Origin of the sequence: Halomonas sediminis, assembly GCF_044871105.1 — a bacterium.
GTDB classification, from domain to species: Bacteria; Pseudomonadota; Gammaproteobacteria; order Pseudomonadales; family Halomonadaceae; genus Vreelandella; species Vreelandella zhuhanensis.
The window spans coordinates 3,477,429-3,497,740 of the sequence record NZ_CP085246.1; the positions used below are offsets into that span (position 1 = coordinate 3,477,429).

The 20,312-nt window shown below is 53.6% G+C and carries 22 protein-coding genes; 9 read left to right on the plus strand and 13 right to left on the minus strand.

The window, feature by feature from the left end; all coding sequences use genetic code 11:
* Positions 1-15: 15 nt before the first annotated feature.
* From LG290_RS16475 to argC, 3 genes are all read right to left on the minus strand, one after another.
* Complete coding sequence (locus LG290_RS16475; RefSeq protein ID WP_499837133.1) at positions 16-789, minus strand: transporter substrate-binding domain-containing protein; 774 nt, start codon at positions 787-789, stop codon at positions 16-18.
* A 212-nt stretch (positions 790-1,001) separates the two neighbouring features.
* Positions 1,002-1,355 carry an iron-sulfur cluster insertion protein ErpA gene (gene erpA / locus LG290_RS16480; protein ID WP_160419554.1) on the minus strand — a complete coding sequence of 118 codons (354 nt, stop codon included), beginning with the start codon at positions 1,353-1,355 and terminating at the stop codon, positions 1,002-1,004.
* A gap of 116 nt (positions 1,356-1,471) precedes the next feature.
* The gene (gene argC, locus LG290_RS16485) at positions 1,472-2,506 is read right to left on the minus strand and encodes an N-acetyl-gamma-glutamyl-phosphate reductase (RefSeq protein WP_499835706.1); all 1,035 of its coding nucleotides are present in this window, start codon (positions 2,504-2,506) and stop codon (positions 1,472-1,474) included.
* A gap of 209 nt (positions 2,507-2,715) precedes the next feature.
* Here argC and LG290_RS16490 point away from each other — a divergent pair, with 209 nt between their 5' ends.
* The 5 genes from LG290_RS16490 (at position 2,716) to LG290_RS16510 (ending at position 7,580) form a co-directional block, all read left to right on the plus strand.
* A complete protein-coding gene (locus LG290_RS16490; protein ID WP_499835707.1) occupies positions 2,716-4,497 on the plus strand; it encodes a chloride channel protein in 1,782 nt (593 codons plus the stop codon).
* Between the two features lie 19 nt (positions 4,498-4,516).
* Entirely contained in the window at positions 4,517-4,948 is a 432-nt protein-coding gene (gene hemJ, locus LG290_RS16495) for a protoporphyrinogen oxidase HemJ (RefSeq protein WP_499835708.1), read from the plus strand.
* Positions 4,948-5,754, plus strand: a complete 807-nt coding sequence (gene thiD / locus LG290_RS16500) for a bifunctional hydroxymethylpyrimidine kinase/phosphomethylpyrimidine kinase (protein WP_499835709.1) — start codon at positions 4,948-4,950, stop codon at positions 5,752-5,754. Before hemJ ends, thiD begins: the two co-directional genes overlap by 1 nt.
* 27 nt (positions 5,755-5,781) lie before the next feature.
* Positions 5,782-7,062 (plus strand): glutamate-1-semialdehyde 2,1-aminomutase, encoded by a 1,281-nt coding sequence (gene hemL, locus LG290_RS16505; protein ID WP_499835710.1) that lies wholly within the window; start codon positions 5,782-5,784, stop codon positions 7,060-7,062.
* A gap of 143 nt (positions 7,063-7,205) precedes the next feature.
* Entirely contained in the window at positions 7,206-7,580 is a 375-nt protein-coding gene (locus tag LG290_RS16510) for a hypothetical protein (RefSeq protein WP_499835711.1), read from the plus strand.
* 85 nt (positions 7,581-7,665) lie between these two features.
* On the opposite strand, the gene LG290_RS16515 is transcribed toward LG290_RS16510, so the two are convergent.
* The 6 genes from LG290_RS16515 to LG290_RS16540 form a co-directional block, all read right to left on the minus strand.
* Entirely contained in the window at positions 7,666-8,451 is a 786-nt protein-coding gene (locus tag LG290_RS16515; RefSeq protein WP_499835712.1) for a curlin subunit CsgB, read from the minus strand.
* Positions 8,452-8,530: 79 nt separating this feature from the next.
* The gene (locus tag LG290_RS16520; protein WP_499835713.1) at positions 8,531-9,112 is read right to left on the minus strand and encodes a hypothetical protein; all 582 of its coding nucleotides are present in this window, start codon (positions 9,110-9,112) and stop codon (positions 8,531-8,533) included.
* Positions 9,113-9,574: 462 nt separating this feature from the next.
* On the minus strand, positions 9,575-10,405 hold the full coding sequence (locus tag LG290_RS16525; protein WP_499835714.1) for a CsgG/HfaB family protein: 831 nt from the start codon (positions 10,403-10,405) through the stop codon (positions 9,575-9,577).
* Between the two features lie 58 nt (positions 10,406-10,463).
* Positions 10,464-10,892 (minus strand): curli assembly protein CsgF, encoded by a 429-nt coding sequence (locus LG290_RS16530; protein ID WP_499835715.1) that lies wholly within the window; start codon positions 10,890-10,892, stop codon positions 10,464-10,466.
* The gene (locus LG290_RS16535) at positions 10,892-11,422 is read right to left on the minus strand and encodes a CsgE family curli-type amyloid fiber assembly protein (protein WP_499835716.1); all 531 of its coding nucleotides are present in this window, start codon (positions 11,420-11,422) and stop codon (positions 10,892-10,894) included. Before LG290_RS16535 ends, LG290_RS16530 begins: the two co-directional genes overlap by 1 nt.
* Before the next feature lie 23 nt (positions 11,423-11,445).
* Positions 11,446-12,144, minus strand: coding sequence for a LuxR C-terminal-related transcriptional regulator (locus tag LG290_RS16540; protein ID WP_499835717.1), 699 nt, complete (start codon positions 12,142-12,144; stop codon positions 11,446-11,448).
* Between the two features lie 288 nt (positions 12,145-12,432).
* Between LG290_RS16540 and rdgB the strand changes: the two genes are divergently transcribed.
* From rdgB to LG290_RS16560, 4 genes are all read left to right on the plus strand, one after another.
* Positions 12,433-13,041, plus strand: a complete 609-nt coding sequence (rdgB, locus tag LG290_RS16545; protein WP_499835718.1) for an RdgB/HAM1 family non-canonical purine NTP pyrophosphatase — start codon at positions 12,433-12,435, stop codon at positions 13,039-13,041.
* Positions 13,034-14,203: a radical SAM family heme chaperone HemW gene (hemW, locus tag LG290_RS16550; protein WP_499835720.1), complete on the plus strand. Its 1,170-nt coding sequence runs from the start codon at positions 13,034-13,036 to the stop codon at positions 14,201-14,203. Before rdgB ends, hemW begins: the two co-directional genes overlap by 8 nt.
* 30 nt (positions 14,204-14,233) lie before the next feature.
* Positions 14,234-14,908, plus strand: coding sequence for a YiaD family glycine zipper/OmpA-like lipoprotein (locus tag LG290_RS16555; protein WP_499835721.1), 675 nt, complete (start codon positions 14,234-14,236; stop codon positions 14,906-14,908).
* A 145-nt stretch (positions 14,909-15,053) separates the two neighbouring features.
* A complete protein-coding gene (locus LG290_RS16560; protein ID WP_499835722.1) occupies positions 15,054-15,905 on the plus strand; it encodes a 23S rRNA (adenine(2030)-N(6))-methyltransferase RlmJ in 852 nt (283 codons plus the stop codon).
* Between the two features lie 18 nt (positions 15,906-15,923).
* Here the strand turns inward: LG290_RS16560 and mnmE are convergent, their stop codons facing one another.
* The 4 genes from mnmE to rpmH all read right to left on the minus strand — a co-directional run bounded on the left by mnmE (position 15,924) and on the right by rpmH (position 19,769).
* Positions 15,924-17,294 carry a tRNA uridine-5-carboxymethylaminomethyl(34) synthesis GTPase MnmE gene (gene mnmE, locus LG290_RS16565; protein WP_499835723.1) on the minus strand — a complete coding sequence of 457 codons (1,371 nt, stop codon included), beginning with the start codon at positions 17,292-17,294 and terminating at the stop codon, positions 15,924-15,926.
* 115 nt (positions 17,295-17,409) lie between these two features.
* Positions 17,410-19,104 carry a membrane protein insertase YidC gene (gene yidC, locus LG290_RS16570; RefSeq protein ID WP_499835724.1) on the minus strand — a complete coding sequence of 565 codons (1,695 nt, stop codon included), beginning with the start codon at positions 19,102-19,104 and terminating at the stop codon, positions 17,410-17,412.
* A 118-nt stretch (positions 19,105-19,222) separates the two neighbouring features.
* Positions 19,223-19,627 carry a ribonuclease P protein component gene (gene rnpA / locus LG290_RS16575; RefSeq protein WP_160419534.1) on the minus strand — a complete coding sequence of 135 codons (405 nt, stop codon included), beginning with the start codon at positions 19,625-19,627 and terminating at the stop codon, positions 19,223-19,225.
* Positions 19,628-19,634: 7 nt separating this feature from the next.
* Positions 19,635-19,769: a 50S ribosomal protein L34 gene (gene rpmH, locus LG290_RS16580; RefSeq protein WP_088698236.1), complete on the minus strand. Its 135-nt coding sequence runs from the start codon at positions 19,767-19,769 to the stop codon at positions 19,635-19,637.
* Positions 19,770-20,312 lie beyond the last annotated feature (543 nt).

The window sequence follows — 20,312 nt, forward strand, 5'->3', positions numbered from 1 at the left end:
CAGATCAGGAAAGGATTATTCCGCGTTGGGCGCTTCGCCGAACCATTTTTCATAAATCTCGGCATAGGTGCCGTCGTCACGCATGGCTTCCAGAGCGTCGTTAGTGGGTTCCACCCAGTCACTGCCCTTGTGGAAAACGATGCCGTACTGTTGGCCTTCATACAAGGGGCCGACCACCTTGGTGCGGCCTTCCCCACGGGTCTTGGAGAAATAGGCGACATTGGGGGCATCATAGAATGCCGCATCAACATTGCGTCCCAGCAGAGCCATGTACATGTCGGACGTGCCGGGATAAGGGGTGATATCGGTATCATCACCAAATTTTTCGGTCAGAAAATCGTAGCTTGTCGAACCGATCTTGGTGGCAATATCCATGCCGGCGAGATCATCAATCGTTTCCACGCTGTCGTTGTCGGCACGTACGATGATGCGCAGACCGCTATCGTAGTAGGGGTCGGAAAAGTCGACGATTTCGGCACGTTCTTCGGTAATGGTAACCCCGGCGATGGCGATTTCCTGATTGCCGGTCTGGACGGCGGGAATGATGCCGTTGAATTCCATGGTGGTCAGGTTGATATCGAATCCGGCGCGTTCGGCGACTTCATTGATGATATCCATGTCGAAGCCGATCATTTCACCGGTATCGGTATCCATCATCTCAAACGGCACGAAGCTAGGATCGGTGACCACATTGACGGTGGGTGTTTGCGCCATGGCGGCGGAAGCACTGCCCAAGCCTAGTGCGACGGCGGCGACTAATGCGGTTTTAGGTAATGCCAGGTAAGTCATGCGAGAAAGTCTCATAGGTGTCCCCCGTGATCTGTTAACGGCCGATTGCCTCAGCGACGCCAGGCGCACTCAACAATCGATTTTAATCGTATGCCTGATTAACAGTGGCGAGAAACCCCCAAGGCGTCAAGTTAGCGACATTGCGTTACGCCAACGCTGTATTGACGCCTTGGCCAGTCTTGGTGGGCGATCAAGCTTTTTGGCTGGCTTCTTTACACCATGAAGGAAGCGCCGCAGCCGCAAGTGGTGGTGGCGTTGGGGTTCTGTATGCGAAAACGAGCACCAGCCAGGCCTTCTTCAAAATCGACGGTGGAGCCGACCAGGTATTGATAGGAAAGCGGGTCGACCACCAGCGAGACTTCGCCGAATGGAATCAGGGTATCGTCTTCGGTTACGTCTTCGGCGAAGTCGAAGCCGTATTGGAAACCGGAACAGCCCCCACCGGTGACGTACACCCGTAGTTTGAGGCCAGGGTTATTTTCTTCGGCGATTAACGCCTGAAGACGTTTTCGGGCACTGTCAGATAGCAACAGGGGTGTGGGAACAAAAGATTCTGCACCGCTCATGGGTACCTCCCGCGAGCTTTAAGGAAAAAAACATGATTAGCTAATAAGGGGATTATCGGTAATACCCAGTAAAAGGGTCAACTTTTACTGGGCCTTGGAAGTTCGTGAGAAACCTGTCAGGGCATCACGGCAGGCGCGTCCAAACCACTGCGCTCATCTAGGCCGAACATCAGATTGAGGGTCTGAATAGCCTGTCCAGATGCCCCTTTGACCAAGTTGTCAATGACGGATAGCACCACCACGGTGTTGCCGTTACCCGGACGATGCACCGCCAGACGGCAGGTATTGGTGCCTTTGACGCTGCGCGTTTCCGGATGGCTACCGGCGGGTAACACATCCACGAACGGCTCGTTGGCGTAGCGGGCTTCAAACAGGGCCTGGAGGTCTTCCGGTTCAGCTGTCAGCTGGCTGTAAAGCGTGGCGTGAATACCGCGTATCATCGGCGTCAAGTGTGGCACGAAAGTCAGGCCGGTGTCGCTACCGGCAATATCTTTCAACCCTTGACGGATTTCCGGCAAGTGGCGATGGCCCGATGCCCCATACGCTTTCATTGATTCGCTGGCTTCGGCCAGCAGCGAGGGTACCTTGGCACCGCGCCCGGCCCCGGTGACCCCGGATTTGCAATCGGCGATCAATTGGGTCGGGTCGATCAAGCCGGCTTCGAGCAGCGGCAGGTAACCCAGCTGAACGGCGGTGGGGTAACAGCCGGGCACCGCAATCAGGCGTGCCGACTTGATACGCTCGCGGTGCATTTCGGGCAGACCGTAAACCGCTCCCTGCAGCAGCTCCGGAGCACCGTGGGGCTGGTCGTACCAGCGTGCCCATTCCTCGGCATCGCGCAGACGAAAATCAGCGGAAAGATCGATCACTCGGGTGCCTTGGGCGAGTAGTTCACCGGCCAAGGCGTGAGCGACCCCATGCGGGGTGGCGAAGAGGACGGCATCCATGGCGCCCAGGCGTTTTGCGTCAGGTTCGCTGAATGTCAGGTTGTCGTAATGGCCGCGCAGGTTGGGATACATGTCGCAGACCTTCATCCCGGCTTCCGAACGTGAGGTAATGACTTCGACACTGACGTCGCGGTGATGCGCCAGCAAGCGTAGCAGTTCGACACCGGTATAGCCTGTGCCGCCGACGATTCCGACCTTGATCACGATGAACTCCTTGGCGTTTTCACATTGAGACAACCGGCCAAACTCATCTGCCGGACTGTCGAAGGGTTAGTCGCTATGATACACAAGAGGACAAGCTAATAGCGGCATTGCGGCATCAGCACCTCGGATGTCTTTATTTCGAGAGCACTGTCTCGGGTTTTCTGTCACAGGATTGGTCTTAAGAACTTTGCAATCAAGGAAAGGTGGTCGTGTCGCGTTTTTCACGTTCGGATTTCACGCTGGAGAGTTTTCGTCGCCAACTGGCCAATGTCGATGCGTTGCCTCAGTTATGTGTGCTGGGCATAGTTTCCGGGGTCATCACCGGCGCCTTGATGGTGGGGTTTCGCTTACTGCTCAATTGGGGTGCCAATGTCTATATGCCCGAAGGCAACCCGGAAGCCTTCGAAGGCTTGGTCCCCTGGTTTCGTGCGCTGCTGCCAATCGTCACGGTGTGCCTTATCGGTGTCTTGCTATGGCGCCAGAAACCCACCGCACGCAAGCTGGGTGTCAGCCATGTCATTGAACGGCTGACTTACCATCAAGGCCGCTTCCCGTTGCGTAACTGGCTCAACCAATGGTGGGTGGGGGTAGTGTCGGTACTCGGTGGGCTTTCCGCGGGGCGTGAAGGCCCAGCCATTCATCTGGGGGCGGCAGCCGCCAGCGGGCTAGGGCAACAGCTGCGCTTGCCGCATAACAGTCTGCGGGTGCTGGTGGCCTGCGGTACCGCCGCCGGCATCTCCGCTTCGTTCAATACACCGCTTGCCGGGGTCATCTTCGCCATGGAAGTGGTCATGATGGAATACACCCTGATGAGCTTCATGCCGGTGATGCTGGCCTCTACCATGGGGGCGCTCGTGGCCCAACTGGTGTATGGCAGTGAAGCGGCCTTCCCGGTTCCGGATGTTTCTCTGGGCTCCTTGATCAATCTACCCTGGGTGGTATTGATGGGCTTGATGATTGGCCTGTTGGCAGGCGTATTCATTCATGTGTCGAGTAGCCCCCGTATTACTCGGTTGCCCTTGTGGTTACGCTTGGCCTTGGTGGGGGGTGCTACTGCAGGGGTCGCCTTGTGGTATCCCCAGGTGCAAGGGATCGGTTATGACAGTCTGGCCGCAGCCCTTCATGGGCAGTTGAGTGTGGACGTCTTGTTGGCCTTGATCATCGCCAAGCTGCTGCTTACCGCTTTGACCGTTGCCAGTGGCATTCCCATCGGAATCATCGGTCCGGTGTTGGTAGTCGGGGCGGCGAGTGGTGCCTTGAGCGGTTTGCTTGGAGCTCTTATCTGGCCGGAAATTGCCTCCGGGGTGGGCGTCTACGCGATGCTGGGAATGGCCGCAATGATGGCGGCGGTTCTCCAGGCACCGTTAGCCGCGTTGATGGCACTCCTCGAGCTGACTCATAACCCCACTATCATGTTGCCGGGCATGTTGGCGGTGGTGGTGGCTTGTCTCACCTCGCGTCAGCTTGCCGGTTGTGAAGGATTTTTCATCAGTTCGACGTATGGTCGGCATCCCTTGCAGCAGCCTTTGATGCAGGTGCTTTCCCGGGTTTCCGTACCGGCGGTGATGGAACGCAGTGTCGAACGTACCACGCGGATGCTTTCCCCGAAGGAGGCCCGGCGGTTATTGGAAAGCAATCCGGTATGGCTGGTGATCGAGCGCTCGACCGAAGATAAACCGGTGCTGGCGTTGAAGGCGGCAGAACTGGCGCGCTGGATGATCGATCATGAAGATGCCCCGGATCACTATGAAGGCTTGAATGCGGACGGCTTGATCGACTTGTTGGAAATTCCCGGAAAGCGCCTGGAAATGGCCCCCATCGGTTTGCAAGCGACGCTTTCCGAGGCCTTTCTTGCCTTGCAAAACGATGCGCTTGGCGCCCTTTACGTGGTGCACGGACACCGACCCAAGCAGAAACGAATTTCCGGTATCATCACCCGCGGTGCCATAGAGCGGTATTATCGTTACACCGACACCGGGCCGACTGGATGAACAACCCTAAGGAATTTGCATGTACGACTGGATAAAAGCGTTACACCTGCTAGCCATGGTGACTTGGTTCGCCGCCCTTTTCTATTTGCCGCGCTTATATGTGTATCACGCCATGGCGCGTGATAAAGGCGACCATCAAGCCATCGAGTATTTCAAGACCATGGAGCGCAAGCTGTATCGCGGCATCATGACGCCTTCCATGATTGCGGTGATCCTGTTCGGTGGCTGGCTTTTATACCTGGTGCCTTCCTGGTTCACGCAAGGCTGGCTGCATACCAAGTTATTGCTGGTGGTGATATTGATTGCCTACCATCATGTGTGTCTCATTTATCTCAAGCAGTTCGCTCAAGACCGCTGCACACGGAGTAACATATTTTTCCGTTGGTTCAATGAGTTTCCGGTTATCGCCCTGATCATCATTATCGTGCTGGCGATAGTGAAACCCTATTGATGGGGACTCCATTACCCCCGGTTGTACTGGTGCTAGGGGGTCATGACCCCACCGGTGGTGCCGGTATTATTGCCGACAGTGAAACGATTGCCGCCTGTGGTGGCTGGGCATTCACCATTCCAACGGCCTTGACCGTACAGAACTGTCGGAATGTGTCTCAGGTAATGCCGGTGGCCCCGGCGCTTATCCATGCCATGGTCGAGGCGCTGAAGGACATGGAGATCGCCGCCATCAAAGTGGGCCTGATCGCTGATTACGCTACTTTGCAGGCCGTCGAAACAGTGATCCGAGGCTTTCCAGGAATCCCCGTGGTGGTCGACCCGGTGCTTAAAGCCGGTGGGGGCGCTGAGTTATCCACAGAGGGTTTGATCGATAACTTTTGTCAGCGCCTGCTACCCCTTGTGGATATCTTGACGCCCAATCGACTTGAGCTGGCGCGTTTGACCCCCGAGATCCAAAATGTCAATGACGATACGGCCCGTGCCGTTGCGCTGATAAGACAAGGCTGCCAGGCGGTGCTGGTGACCGGAACCGATGATCCCATTCCGGGCAGTGAAGGCGAGGTGGTAACCCATACGCTGCATGCGCCGGAAACCACACGCCAGTGGCAATGGCCGCGCCTGGAAGGCAGCTTTCATGGCTCCGGCTGTACCTTGGCCGCCGCCTTGGCCGCGCGCCTGGCAGTAGGTGAGCGTTTACCCATGGCCTGTGAGCAAGCCCAGCGCTTTACCTGGCAGGCCTTATCCCAGGGCTATCGACCGTCCCAAGGACAATCCTTGCCCTGTCGCTTACATCGCGAGGGGTAATTTTTTATTCTGATCAATGAGGGCACGATGACAACATCCGCCGAATTATTCGAACTCGCCAGCCGCCATATTCCCGGTGGTGTCAATTCACCCGTGCGCGCCTTCAAGGGCTTGCATCGCCCTCCGGTATTCATGGAGCGTGCCCAGGGCGCTTATCTGTTTGATGTAGAAGGCAACCGCTACGTGGATTACGTGGGTTCCTGGGGCCCGATGATCACTGGCCATGCTGATCCGGATGTACTGGCCGCAGTGCGCGCCCGCTTGGATCACGGTCTTTCCTTCGGTACCCCGACAGCCATTGAAACCACCATGGCCGACTTGATCTGCGAAATGATCCCCAGTATCGAGATGGTGCGCATGACCAGCTCGGGTACTGAAGCCACGATGTCGGCGATTCGCCTGGCACGCGGGTTTACCGGGCGCGACAAGATTGTCAAATTTGAAGGCAACTACCACGGCCATTCGGATTCCCTGTTGGTCAAGGCCGGTTCCGGCGCCTTGACGCATGGAGTGCCTAATTCTCCAGGGGTGCCCGCCTCGCTTGCCGAACATACCATCACGCTCTCGTTCAACGACCCGGAAGGCGTCGAGCAGTGCTTCAGCGAGCTTGGCGATGAGATTGCCTGCATCATTGTCGAGCCGGTGGCCGGTAACATGAATTGCATCCCCCCCCAGCCGGACTTTCTGGAAACCTTGCGCCGGGTATGCAACGAGCACGGCAGTGTGCTGATTTTCGATGAAGTGATGACCGGTTTTCGGGTAGCCATGGGCGGTGCTCAAGCGCATTACGGGGTTACGCCGGATTTGACCTGCCTAGGCAAGATCGTGGGGGGCGGAATGCCGGTGGGTGCCTTCGGCGGAAAACGCGAGATCATGGAGCAGATCTCCCCGCTGGGGCCGGTCTACCAAGCGGGTACCTTATCGGGTAACCCCTTGGCGATGGCCGCGGGCATTACGCTGCTCAGCAAATTACAGGTTCCCGGTTTTCATGCCTCTCTGACCCAGCGCGTGGAAACCCTTTGTCAAGGGCTTCAAGAACGCGCCGACGCCGCCGAAATTCCCATGCTGACCCAGCATGCCGGGGGCATGTTCGGGGTGTTTTTCACCGCCCAATCGCGAGTGGACAACTTTGCTCAAGCGACGGCCTGCGACCCGGAAGCTTTCCGGCGTTTCTTCGGCGCAATGCTCGATCAAGGCGTTTACCTCGCGCCTTCGGCATTCGAGGCCGGCTTCATGTCCAGCGCTCATACCGCTGAAGACATTCAGTTGACGCTGGACGCCGCTGAAAAGGCATTTTCATTAATGTAACTTAATGTTGTATCTGCGTTAAACGCTATACTCACAAAGGTCACACCGCTCGGATGTGGCCTTTGTTGTCATAGGTAGCGGGTGTGTTCATAACGGGCTATGCCGTACCTGAGTTGGCAACGACGAACCCGAGGAAATTCATCATGATGAATGTATACCGCAGCGCCCTGCTGGTTATCGGCTTGGGCAGCGGACTATTATCCATGAATGCCCACGCAGAACAGAAGGAGAGTCCCGTGAGTGACGCAAATCGGATCCATATCAGCATTACCGGCTCGCCTGAAACGCGCTATTCGGCGCGCTGGCAGGTGACACAGGACGGTGAGATTCAAGAATACCAGGAAGACAATGGCACGGTGCCCGCCGAATACACCTATGAAGGGGAAGCCTTGGAAGGCAGGGTCTCGATGCTTAGCGAAGGGCGTCTGGAAGTTGATATCGCCAAAGGCGGTAATCGCTCACGCTCGGCTACCCAGGGAAAAGGGGGCACGTTACAGATTAATGTGTCGGGTAACTGATTTTGCAACTATGAAAAAAAGCGCCCTGTCATCAACAGGGCGCTTCGGTATTATTTGATACTTCTGATTCAATAATTCATCTGGATTAATGGCTTTGGTTTACAACGTTATAGTTGTTGTTTCCATCAGTCCTGATTTGAGAGAAATGCTGGCCTGAAGAGCCGAAACCACCACTCTGATTGACGTAGCTAGCGTTATTAGAGCCATTTGTATGAATAAAGGAGTCGTGACCATAACCACTCTGGTTAACATTAAAGTAGTTGTTATTTCCATAAGCGATAATATCGCTATCCAACTCGTCACCCAGCTGATTTACACTCGCATCGTTGGAATTACCTGAGAATCTGACATAGCTGTCATTCAACTCACCGTATTGATTTACATCGGCCCAGTTGTTATGGCCCCGCTGTTCGACCCAAGAATCATTTCTGCGCACATCCTGGTTTACAGAAGCGGTATTGCCATTACCATCTTGCTTAATTTTAGAATCATTGTTTATACCTGCTTGATATACAGTGACAGTATTATTGTTATGTTCCTGGTCAATTTTTGAATAGTTATTTCCCGCTGCTGTTTTAGCGACACCCGCCACATCATCTTGGGTAACGTTGGCGGTATTGTTGTTACCGTCTTGCTCGATTCGAGAAATCTGAGTTCCCCACTGCGTTACATTATTGGTGTTATTATTACCCTTTTGGTCGATATAGGAGTCGCTACCTACGGCGCTGCCGTCATAAAGTGCTCCAGCCATGCTATCAACCTTGCTGCGTGACTCATTGAAGTCAGAGGCAGGTGTGGTTTCCGCCATTGCTGCTGAAGAGGATACGGCGAAAGCGACGGCTGCTGCAATAGTAGTCAATTGAATTTTCATGGTTATTCCCCTTGTTTATTGAGGTCTTGCTGGAAACTGTGATTTACTGATATTCGCCTTTTCCAAGGAAAAGGACGTATCAGTTAGTTACGATTGTGGCTGTTGTACCCGCCCCGGAAGAACTCAGTTGCTCCACGGTAAGGGTTCGGTAGCCACTACCCGATTGTGAAACGTTTACTTTCCCTTCAAGTCCGTACTGATTGACTTGAGATTCGAATTGGTTGCCATTCTGGGTAATGTTGGCCTCCAGGCGGTTACCTTGCTGGTTAACCAGGCCAATATTGTTAGAGCCTTCTTGCGTGATCGTGGCTTCATTGAAGTTACCGTTCTGGTAAATGGAAGCCATGTTCGCTCGACCCACCGTATTTCGGTTCTGATTGATCACGTTGGTGTTGCCGTCACCTATCTGCTTGATTAGCGCAACATTGGCACGGCGATCGGAAAACCGGATTTCATTGGGCAGCGATACTTCAGTTTCAGTGATGAACGTCTGGGCTGTCTTATCGTCGACCCCGGGAGAAATAAGCGACTGTTCCTCCGCCGAAACAGAAAGAGAAAAAGCCATGGCCACCCATCCCAGGGTACAAAGTGAAATGGCTTGGGTAACCTTGGAAGCGTTGACGCACTGTGAAGCGCCTGGGCAATGCTGTTTAATGTGCATGGTTACTCTCTCGTTTCTTTATTGATTTAATGTAATTTTTTGTTGAGATCAGTATGGATGGGATTGATAGCGTTTCCATGATTATTTGAACTGAAATTTAATATTAAAAGGCTCATTATTTTAAAAATTAAAGTGATGTTTTTTTTAATGCGTAATGAACAGGATGTTAGTTAGACTAGTTAATTTAATTTAAACAGCAAAAAGTAGCGAGGCGTTGTTAAATTTTAGTTTAAATAAACTAGTCGGTTATAGTTTTTAATTTAATCGCTTGTGGTTACGAGTTTAATTATATATATTTAATTAATTAGTAAGCAATTTTATATGTACGGGCAAAGAAACTACCCCGTTATATGTTCTAAATAATTAACAGAACAGTAAATTATTTAACCTAAAAAAAGGCCATACATAAGCATGACCTTGGTACTTGAGACTGCTAAGTTCGCCTAGGCAGTTTAGCCTAGGTTATAACTGTGGTACGGGTGCGCTCAGGTAGTCCGCCAATAGGGTTCGATTGAAATCTATGCCTTCAGGCAGGTTCCACAAGCGGTTTTCCACCCCTTGGGCAATCAAATGAATCACCGACGATTCGATAGCGGCCATTACCGCCATTTGCACCGGCTCGTTGGTGGTAAGGCCGGCTTCCGCTTCGAGCAGCCGGCTGAAATCGATGAAGCGGTAGACACCGGCCCGCAACTCCTTGGAATAGATGGTCTTGGTGGTGGTCACGTTGGCCAACACTTCACCGGTGGAAATCTCCACTGCCCTGAGATTGACGGTGACCTGATCCACCTGGTATTCCCCGGAGGCGCCGATACCGAAATACTCAACGCCTGCACCGCCGGTACGTACATTGGATTCATAGGCGATAATACCGCCTTCCAGCATCACCGATGCCGCCCGTAGGGAAGGCAAGGTATCGGGTTGGCCGAAGCGCTCGAATTCCGCCCGGATGATACGCCGCTCGGTGAGCAAGTTCTGTAACCCCACCCGTTCGAGAGGAATAAACCACCCCGAGTCAGCAAGGGCGCCGGTCAGCATGGCGGACGCGCCCTGGGTCACGGCGGTGGAAAAGGTACTGGCCGGCGCCGGGCGATATTGCCCCGTCTGGTCGCGGAAATCATACACCGAGACAAAGATGCGCCCGGCAGGTGGTGGTAGCGAGACCAGATCTTGATAGGCCGCGCCTCTGGGCGTGAGTGTCGCGGGTGCCCCTTCCAGGTCTTCCGAGGTGGCGACGACGCCGGCACAGCCACTCAGCCAAAGTGCCAGCATTCCAACGATAATGATTCTCATGGGTGTCCCCTTGTCTTGTTGCGTTTGAATTTTTTTGGCGTGAGCGGATTGATACAGTTCACGGATTGAATAAACCGCCGACGCTAATGGTGGTAACATCGCCAGTGAGCTTGTCCACCACCTGAACGGAAAGCTGACCCCCGTCATCCTTGACCACGACTCCAAAGTCTTCGCTATCGAAGCTGCCTTCACCGATATCGCCACTTCCCACATCGCTGATGAGCTGGGAAATCAGTCGGCTTTCCAGGCTTTGGATCAAACGTGCGGTGGGTGATAACGGCGTGGAGCGACGTGCATCAGGATCTGTATGGGTATCTTGAGATTGAGCCTTGCCCAGCAAATAACTTCCCACAAAAGGATCCCCGCCGAAGGATGGGTTGATGGGCTGGTAAACCAGTTCTCCGGCAAAGGCCGGAAGCGATAGTGCGCTGAATAAGGCGGCCGTGGTCAGCATTTTCATGGCATGGGGTATACAAGTGATTTTCATCAGTTCAACTCCTCACTTCCAAGGTCTGGATTAGATGACATGGCCGAAGCGAGCTGACGTTGCAGCAAGGCTTCTTCGACCGTTTGCACTGCTTCTCCTGCCATCCGGTCGGCTTCGTTGATTCGAGGAGAAAGTTGCGTGCGAAAATACATGCGTGGCCCTTCCATCACCCATACCTGGCTTCCCCAGCGTGCATCCGGACGCTCTTCAATGGTGAGCGTGGCCTGGCTGATAAACAGGCTATCCATGGCCCTTTGGCTGAAAGCCCGGTAAAAGGTCTTGCCGGCCATGGTGATGGTGCGGTCCACCAGCACCCCGGTTAACTCGCTGCTGCGATTGGGTTGGCGCTGTAGCGCGGGGCCATCGAGACTTTCAATCTGATTGATGGCTTCTTGTTGTTGTGCTTCGGTTGACGCCTCGCTTGGCACCTCGGGTGAGGCGGCCCACAGAGAAGCGCTACATATAGCGCCCAACAACAAAGCATTACCGGCTATGCGGGTGTGGTGCCACAATGGTTTTATGAATTTCATCGGAAAATCCTCACGCCCTGGCGTTAACGATGACTTTGACTTTTTCCGTTTCGGCCATTGTCGATATTGGGCAAGATCGGCCCGATATTCTGATGAATCCAATTAAGGGCCTGGATACGGTTGTGGACGTTGATCTTGCGGAAGATGTTGTAAAGGTGGGACTTGACGGTGTGCTCACTGACAAACAGCTTGTCAGCAATCTGCTGATTGGAGGCGCCGGAGCTGAGCAAGGAAATGATTTCCATTTCCCGATTGGTCAGGCCGCATGCTGGGCGAAACACATTGCTCTGATACTTGCGATAAAACAGAATCAGCTGCGCCATGAGATCGCGTGACATCCAAAGCTCACCCTCCATCAAGCTTTTGATGCCTTTACAGATCACCTCAAGGCTTTCGTTACGATAAAAAATCCCTTTGAGTTGAGCGCAAGCCAAGGCTTCCAGGGCATGATCCATGTCCCTGATATTGAAGGCAGCGATGGGCACCTGTTTCAGTGATTCCGGAAGCTTTGCTTGCCATTCCGGTAAGGTATCCAGGCTGATGTGATCCATGTCGATCAATAACAACGCCTTTTCGGGTGGTTTGACCGAAAGCACGGAAGATGGCGGATAGACCGTTGCGTTACAGCCGGTGTGCTGAATCAAGTAATCAACAAATAATTGAGTTTGCGGACTTTTTTCAGTTATTACGTAAAGCTGATCGGATGATGTCGCCAAAGCCATTGGGTGACCCTCATGGAAAAAAATCATTAGTAAGCAGCCAATGAAGTGTTGACCAAGAAGTAACTTTCGTAAAGTTTTGTTATTAACTTTATTAATTGATTTTGGATATATTTTTATTCTTTAAAAGAATATATATTTAACTCTTTGTATTTATTTAATTTAATTTTATTATTTTTATATATTACTATTTTGCTAATTAAAATTTTCACATGGCGAGCAGAAAATTAAATGAATTTTATGTAATTACCAAAGTATAACTAAGGAAAATCCCTGAAGGAGAATATTGCTATGCAGACTGTGGCTACTATGGTGTTGGCTAGCGGAAATTCTGGTAAATTGAAAGAATTCAACGCATTGCTTTCCCCGCTGGGGTTTGATGTGCGTCCTCAGTCAGACTTTGGTGTCGGTGAAGTGGAAGAAACAGGCTTGACATTTGTGGAGAATTCACTTCTCAAGGCGCGCGAGGCTAGTCGGATCAGTGGATTGCCTGCTTTGGCGGATGATTCCGGCCTTGAAGTGGATGCACTGAAGGGCGCCCCGGGGATTTATTCCGCCCGTTTTGCCGGTGAACCTAAAAGCGACGCGCGTAACAATCAGAAATTGTTACAGGCATTGAGTGAGTGCCCGGAAGGGCAACGCAGCGGCCGCTATTGGTGTGTGCTGGTATATCTACGCCATGCCGAAGACCCGGTGCCGGTCATAGTGCAACGTAGCTGGGAGGGAGAAATTCTGGCGCATCCACGCGGAGAAGGCGGCTTTGGTTATGACCCCTTGTTCTGGGTTCCAGAGCAAGCAATGAGTGCCGCCGAGCTACCCGCGGAAGAAAAGAATCGCTTGAGCCACCGTGGCCGGGCATTGCAGGGATTGGTAGATATGTTGCAGGTGGTGCATGGTTGATTACCTGCCTCCCTTGTCGTTGTATATTCATACTCCTTGGTGCGTGCGCAAATGCCCTTATTGCGACTTCAATTCCCATGAATCGGGGCGTGGAGCATTGCCGGAACAAGCTTATTTAGCGGCACTGTTGGCTGATCTCGATCATGACCTGGCGTCGTTACCGCCACGTAAGCTGCAGAGTATCTTTATCGGCGGGGGCACACCGAGTTTGTTGTCCGCTGACTTCTATGCTCAGCTTTTCAAGGCCATTCGTGAGCGGCTCCTATTTGCCGATGACATCGAAATCACCTTGGAAGCCAATCCCGGTACCTTGGAGCAAGGGCGCTTTGCGGGTTATCGCGCGACAGGCATCAATCGTCTTTCCTTGGGCGTGCAAAGCTTTCATGATGCGCAGTTGACGGCACTGGGTAGAATTCACACCGGCCAGGATGCCTTGATGGCGGTGGCTCAGGCGCGTGAAGCCGGGTTCGATAAGTTCAACCTGGACTTGATGCATGGGCTGCCTGGGCAAACCCAAGAGTTAGCGCTCGCTGACCTGGAACAGGCATTGGCGCTTGAGCCTGAGCACATCTCCTGGTATCAGTTGACGCTTGAACCCAATACCGCCTTTCATTCCCACCCCCCGGTATTGCCCGAAGAGGAAACCCTCTGGGATATTCAGGATGCAGGGCATGACCTGCTTGAACGAGCCGGGTTGCGACGTTATGAGATTTCCGCCTATGCCAGGCCGGGCCGTGAAAGTCGCCACAATCTCAATTATTGGCAGTTCGGCGATTATTTGGGCATCGGGGCGGGCGCTCATGGAAAGCTCAGCCATATCGATAAACATGGCCAATGGCGTATCGAACGGCGCTGGAAGACCCGCCAGCCTGAGGCCTACTTGCGTCGTATGAATGACCCGCGTGGCTTTATCGCCGGCAAGGAGGAGATACCTGAAAATGCATTAGTGCTTGAGTTTGCCATGAATGCATTACGCCTTACCGAAGGTGTGCCTGTCGAGACCTGGATGGCGCATACGGGGCAACCGCTTGGTACCTTGCTTGAACGTTTATCGGAAGCGGACAAAAAAGGACTTTTGAAGGAAATCCCTTTTCGATTACAAACGTCGCCCCAAGGTCTACTATTCTTGAATGAGTTGCTGGCGTTGATCAGTGACGAATAATGAACAACCTTTGAATGTAAGGAACTTTATATGCGCGCTTTTTATAAACTGTTGACGCCGCTGGCAGCGGTGATTCTAGTGGCAGGTTGTGCCACGGATCCCTACAGCGGCCAGACACAGCGTTCCACGACTGGGACGGGTGCCGGTATCGGTGCCGCAGTAGGGGCGGCAGCGGGTGCGCTTTCCGGTGATGGCAGTACCAGTCGTCGTGATCGCGCCTTGATCGGTGCCGCCGTGGGTGCCGCTGCCGGTGCCGGTATCGGAGCGTACATGGATCGCCAGGAAGAACAGCTGCGTGAAAATCTGCAAGGCTCACGTATTGAAATTGATCGCCGCGGCGATGATATCGTACTCAACATGCCCAGCAGCGTGACCTTTGGTTTCGATTCTGCACAACTGACACCACAGGCGAGAGATGCATTAAATGAAGTCTCTCAGGTGGTACGTGAATACGGCGATACCCGAGTGAATATTGCCGGGCATACCGATAGCACCGGTGATGCCGCCTACAACCAGCGCCTTTCCGAGCAGCGCGCTCAGGCAGTGGGCAGTTACCTGAACCAGACCGGTGTTTCCTCAGCCCGTATCAACACTAGCGGCTACGGAGAAACTCAGCCGGTGGCAAGTAACGAGACTGAACAAGGCCGCGCACAAAATCGGCGGGTAGAAATTACTCTGACACCAACCGGCGAAGGTCAGCGGTAACCTTTGGGTTATTCGAGCATTAGCGATTATTGACTTTCGTCAGTATAGAAAAACAAAAGGCCCGCTGCTAAGCAGCGGGCCTTTTCCATAAAAAGTTACTTCTTCACCATGCGATTGATATCGCTTGCTAACTCAAAGGGCCACCATGCTCTCCTATCAACATGCCTACCATGCCGGTAATTTTGCCGATGTTCACAAGCATTTGACGGTTTTTGCCGTCATTGAGCATTTATTACGTAAAGAATCAGCCATTACATATATAGACACGCATGCTGGACGAGGCCTTTATCGACTAGCCGCAGAGGAAAGTACTCGGCTACAGGAGCACCTAAGTGGCATTGAGCCACTGTGGCAAGCGCGCAGCCAGTTTCGCAACCCTCTTTTGATGGCATGGCTGTCCGCTTTGGAGGGGCTTCAAGCATCCAATGCCAAGGCACCCTTGAGCCTGTACCCCGGTTCGCCTTGGTGGTTGGGGCAACGCTTGCGTGAGCAGGATCGATTGCATCTATTCGAACTGCACCCAGGTGAGCATGAATATCTGTCAGCGCAAATTCTTCCCGCCAATACACGGCGTCATTACGCGGATGGTCTGGCTGGGCTGGCCCGCCTACTCCCGGTGGTGACACCACGGTTATGCGTGCTGCTCGACCCCAGCTACGAGCGCAAGTCGGAATATCAGGAGGTGGCCCAGGCGGTCACGCAGCTCATGCATAAGGCACGCCATGCCGTCGTGTTGGTATGGTATCCACTGCTACCTGCTGGGCATTTTCAGGGATTGTTGGAGGCTCTGCGTGCCAGCCAGGTACGCAAGATATGGCGTAGCGAACTACGTCTGCGTGACCCTTCACAGGAAACACACGGCATGTACGGCAGTGGCATGCTGGTCATCAACCCGCCCTGGGGGATGCAAGAGCGCCTTGAAGGTGCCATGGCAGAGCTGGCGCCCTTGCTGGGCGAACAATGTCGCCATGCCGCAGATTGGTGGGTGCAAGAGTAGCTCTGCAGATTTCCCTATTTATTTCCCAATGCAGAAACTACCAAAAATCTCACCCAAGAGATCGTCGGCACTGAACTCGCCGGTGATTTCTCCCAGTGCCTGTTGGGCATCGCGCAAGTCTTCCGCCAGCAGTTCACCGGCGCCAAAGCCTGCAAGCTGGCCGGCACCATTTTCCAGGGCGGTGGCGGCGCGATCCAAGGCATCCAGATGCCTGCGTCTGGCGGAAAATCGTCCTTCGGTAGTCGCCGAGAAACCCATCACATCCTTGAGGTGAGTTTTCAAGTTATCTACACCCGCTCCCGTTTTAGCGGAAAGACGCACAATGGGATGACCTGTGGATAAATCCATTTCGGGCGTTTCTTCGCTGGTATCGATCTTGTTGCGCACCAGCGTCAGGCGGGTTTTATCGGGAAGTTTCTCGATGAATTCGGGCCAGATGGTTAGGGGATCGGTGGAGGTGGTGGTACCGGCATCCACCAGTAACAGTAGCCGGTCGGCTCGCTCGATTTCCGCCCAGGCGCGGGCTACCCCGATCTTTTCCACCGCATCGGGCGTATCACGCAAACCGGCGGTGTCAATGATGTGCAGCGGCATGCCATCCAGGTGGATATGTTCGCGCAGCACGTCTCTTGTGGTGCCGGCAATGGCGGTAACGATGGCCGTGTCCTGTTGGGTCAGGGCATTGAGCAGACTGGACTTGCCCGCATTGGGGCGCCCGGCGATCACAACACTCATGCCTTCGCGCATCAAGGCGCCTTGCCCGGCGGTGGCGCGAATGGTGGCCAGTTCTTGCTGTACCAGGCCAAGCATCGCCGATACTTTACCGTCGGCGAGGAAATCGATTTCCTCTTCAGGAAAATCGATAGCCGCCTCGACGTAGATACGCAATTCGACCAGGCGTTGCACCAATGCTTCGATACGCCGGGAGAACTCGCCTTGCAGCGAGCGCAGGGCATTTTCCGCTGCTGATTTCGAGCTGGCATCAATCAAGTCGGCAATGGCTTCGGCTTGTGCAAGGTCCAGTTTGTCATTGAGAAAGGCACGTTCGGAAAATTCGCCGGGCCTCGCCAGGCGCGCCCCCAGCTCGACACAGCGTTCCAGCAGAAGGTCCATGATCACCGGCCCACCGTGGCCCTGGAGTTCAAGCACATCTTCGCCGGTGAAGGAGTGGGGCCCTTCGAAGAACAGCGCAATGCCTTCATCGATCAGCCCGGCATGGCCCCGAAACGGGCCGTAATGGGCGTGACGCGGGGCGGGGCACTGTCCAAGCATGCTTTCGGCGATCGGCCGACAGGCAGGCCCGGAGACGCGAATGATGCCCACACCACCGCGCCCTGGAGGAGTCGCCAAGGCGGTAATGCTATCTTCGATATAAAGGTGGTCAGCCATGTGCTATATCCTCCTGAGAAGAGGCGGTATTGTCGGGTTGTATGGCGTAAAACGCCAGACCCCCGCAACTGAAGACAGCGGCGGGGGTCTGGTGATGGTCAGGCTCGGAAAGAACTTACTTGGTTCTCATACCCTTGCCGATACTCGGATCGTTTTCAATCTTGCGTGTAATCAGATATTGCTGAGCTACCGAGATGATGTTGTTGACCACCCAGTAGATGACCAGCCCGGCCGGGAACCACAGGAAGAAGAACGTGAAAATGATAGGCAGCATCTTCATGATCTTGGCCTGCATCGGATCGGGAGGCGTCGGATTGAGCATCTGTTGCACAAACATCGAGGCGCCCATCAGGATCGGCAGAACGAAGTAAGGATCCTTCACCGACAGATCCTGAATCCAGAACATGAACGGTGCATGACGCAATTCAACCGATTCCAGCAGCATCCAGTAAAGCGCGATGAATACCGGCATCTGTACCAGAATGGGCAGACACCCCCCTAACGGATTGATCTTTTCCTTCTTATAGAACTTCATCATCTCCTGAGACATCTTCTGGCGGTCATCGCCATAGAGCTCCTTGAGACGCGTCATTTCCGGGCCAAGTTTGCGCATCCGTGCCATGGACTTGTAGGCCTTGGCGGACAGGGGGAACAGCACTACCTTGACCAGGACGGTCAACAAAACAATCGACCACCCCCAATTGCCTACCACGTCATGGATATGATCAAGCAGCCAGAACAGCGGGTTGGCGATGAACCATAGCCAGCCGAAGTCGACGGTCAGGCGTAGGTTGGGGGCCACTTGCTCCAGGTGATCCTGAACCTTGGGTCCCATGTAAAGCGTCGCGCCTAGCGTCGCTTCTTCATTAGCGGCGATGGTATTGGTCGGGCCGGCGACGGCGGCGACATTGCGTCCACGAGCATCAGTGGTGGCGTAATACAGGTTCTGCTGATCCTGAGGAGGCGCCCAGGCAGACACGAAGTAATGCTGAATTATCGCTACCCAGCCGCCCTGGGCATCGCGGTTTTCAAACGCACCCTTCTGGATATCCTCGAAATCGATTTTCAGATAACGATCTTCCGGTGTCGAGAAGGCGGCCCCCAGATACGAGCTCATCCCCATCGAAACACCGCTTGAGGGGTCCGGAGAGTTATCCCGCGCCAGTTGCCCGATAAAGCGTGCGCTGACCGGCGACTCGGTATTGTTTTGTACGTAATAGCTGACATCCACGGCATAGCTGCCGCGCGTGAATGTGAGACGCTTGAGTACATCGACCCCATTGATTTCAGCGTTCAGGTCAACCACGACATTATCTTCGTTCGCGGTCAGCCGATACTCGGTACCTTCCGGTGTGAAGGCGATGCGGCTCGCTTCCCCTTCCAACTGAAGACCGGAACGTGCCACATAGCTGCGGTTTTGACTATCAGACAGCAGTATGTAGTTTCTTTCCGAGGCCAGCGTCTGTTTATGCTGTGGCAAGGCGGCATAGACGATATCACCCCCGTGCGGATCGATGCGTACATCCAGCACATCGGTGGTCACGGCGATGAAGTCACGGCTGCTCGTCGAGGAGTCTTCCTCCGTCGCAGGCATGCCCTCCCCCGCAGCTTGACGCTCGGGTGCGGTGGGAACGGCAAGCCCGTTACCGTCAGGGGATTCTTCACTAACGCCATTGGCGGACTGAGAAATTCCCGGTGCCTGGGCAACAGGTTCAGGGACTGGCTGCCCGTAATCCTGATTCCACTGGATTACCAGAAGGTAAGCCAGAATAGCTAAAGGAATCAGCAGAATAAGTCGTTTTACGTCCATAAGGGTTCTGCCCGATGGGTGGTGAACATGCTAATGGCGCAATGTCATTTGCTCGACCCTTGACACACGAAAGCCTGCCATGTGGCAGGCCGAGGTCGAGCGGCGAAAGGTATGCCGGTCAAGAACCACTGGTCTGACGGGACGAAACCGTATGCTTGTCAGCTTGTGCTTCACGTGAGAGCCGTTTCCACATCCCGTGAAGTTGGCGATGCAGAGTGTCGTTGTCCAGCTCATGAACGCCGCGTCTGGCGAGTACCACGATATCCACAGCGGGAAGGTGGTGTTGCCTGAGACGAAAGGAATCACGAACAAGCCGCTTGAAGCGATTACGGGCAACGGCGTGCCTCACATTTTTCTTGCTGACTATCAAGCCAAGGCGGGGATATCCCAGGGCATTGAAACGCACAAGCGCCATCATGCCTTTGCCATGAACCTTGATATCTGCATGCTCGAAAACGTGACTGTAATCCCCGGCGTTAAGCAAGCGTAAGCGTCGGGGAAAGTCTTGAGCGGATGCACGCAATCCGAGATCAGGCGCTCAGACGCTTACGGCCCTTGGCACGACGACGCGCCAGAATGGCACGGCCGTTTTTGGTAGCCATGCGAGCACGGAAACCATGCGCGCGCTTGCGCTTGAGAACGCTGGGTTGAAAAGTGCGTTTCATAACTCGTTATTCCCACGTGGTTTAGAACGGAAGATGAATTCCAGGGAGCCCCGGATAGAGAGGCTCTGACCGGGGGAGATTTAATTCAAGACCGGAAATTGTAGAGGCTTCGTGAGCCCGGTGCAATTCTTCCGTGCACAAAAGCCTTCAGGCGACGTGCACAAACGGTCTTGAATGGTCTGGTGCAGGCTAAATGTAAAAAACTACTTCGTTATAATTACTAACTTAATAGGGTTTTTAATACTGTTATTAATAGTGGGGATAGTAATTGTGGATAAGTTTGAAATTTAAATGTATTTCAATACTATATAGTTATAAAAAATCTGTGCATAAGCTTGGGTAAAAAGGTTGAGAGAGTGTTAGAAAGTTGTGAATGAAACTGGATGTTGATATTGGCTGACAAGCTAACCTCCGATTGTTGGGTATTTTTCCAAAGCCCTCCTTTTAAGTTATCCACAGTCAAAAAGACAACCAAAGGACGTGTGGATAACCTGCGCTTGGGGCGCTACAATGTGCGGCCTTTTCCAACCGATGGTGAGATGT

Bases quoted from the DNA above. Each gene is read 5' to 3' on its own strand.
- LG290_RS16475 (WP_499837133.1), bottom strand. From the start codon at position 789: ATGACTTACCTGGCATTACCTAAAACCGCATTAGTCGCCGCCGTCGCA.
- erpA (WP_160419554.1), bottom strand. From the start codon at position 1,355: ATGAGCGGTGCAGAATCTTTTGTTCCCACACCCCTGTTGCTATCTGAC.
- hemJ (WP_499835708.1), top strand. From the start codon at position 4,517: ATGTACGACTGGATAAAAGCGTTACACCTGCTAGCCATGGTGACTTGG.
- thiD (WP_499835709.1), top strand. From the start codon at position 4,948: ATGGGGACTCCATTACCCCCGGTTGTACTGGTGCTAGGGGGTCATGAC.
- hemL (WP_499835710.1), top strand. From the start codon at position 5,782: ATGACAACATCCGCCGAATTATTCGAACTCGCCAGCCGCCATATTCCC.
- LG290_RS16510 (WP_499835711.1), top strand. From the start codon at position 7,206: ATGATGAATGTATACCGCAGCGCCCTGCTGGTTATCGGCTTGGGCAGC.
- LG290_RS16515 (WP_499835712.1), bottom strand. From the start codon at position 8,451: ATGAAAATTCAATTGACTACTATTGCAGCAGCCGTCGCTTTCGCCGTA.
- LG290_RS16520 (WP_499835713.1), bottom strand. From the start codon at position 9,112: ATGCACATTAAACAGCATTGCCCAGGCGCTTCACAGTGCGTCAACGCT.
- LG290_RS16525 (WP_499835714.1), bottom strand. From the start codon at position 10,405: ATGAGAATCATTATCGTTGGAATGCTGGCACTTTGGCTGAGTGGCTGT.
- LG290_RS16530 (WP_499835715.1), bottom strand. From the start codon at position 10,892: ATGAAAATCACTTGTATACCCCATGCCATGAAAATGCTGACCACGGCC.
- LG290_RS16535 (WP_499835716.1), bottom strand. From the start codon at position 11,422: ATGAAATTCATAAAACCATTGTGGCACCACACCCGCATAGCCGGTAAT.
- LG290_RS16540 (WP_499835717.1), bottom strand. From the start codon at position 12,144: ATGGCTTTGGCGACATCATCCGATCAGCTTTACGTAATAACTGAAAAA.
- rdgB (WP_499835718.1), top strand. From the start codon at position 12,433: ATGCAGACTGTGGCTACTATGGTGTTGGCTAGCGGAAATTCTGGTAAA.
- hemW (WP_499835720.1), top strand. From the start codon at position 13,034: ATGGTTGATTACCTGCCTCCCTTGTCGTTGTATATTCATACTCCTTGG.
- LG290_RS16555 (WP_499835721.1), top strand. From the start codon at position 14,234: ATGCGCGCTTTTTATAAACTGTTGACGCCGCTGGCAGCGGTGATTCTA.
- LG290_RS16560 (WP_499835722.1), top strand. From the start codon at position 15,054: ATGCTCTCCTATCAACATGCCTACCATGCCGGTAATTTTGCCGATGTT.
- mnmE (WP_499835723.1), bottom strand. From the start codon at position 17,294: ATGGCTGACCACCTTTATATCGAAGATAGCATTACCGCCTTGGCGACT.
- yidC (WP_499835724.1), bottom strand. From the start codon at position 19,104: ATGGACGTAAAACGACTTATTCTGCTGATTCCTTTAGCTATTCTGGCT.
- rpmH (WP_088698236.1), bottom strand. From the start codon at position 19,769: ATGAAACGCACTTTTCAACCCAGCGTTCTCAAGCGCAAGCGCGCGCAT.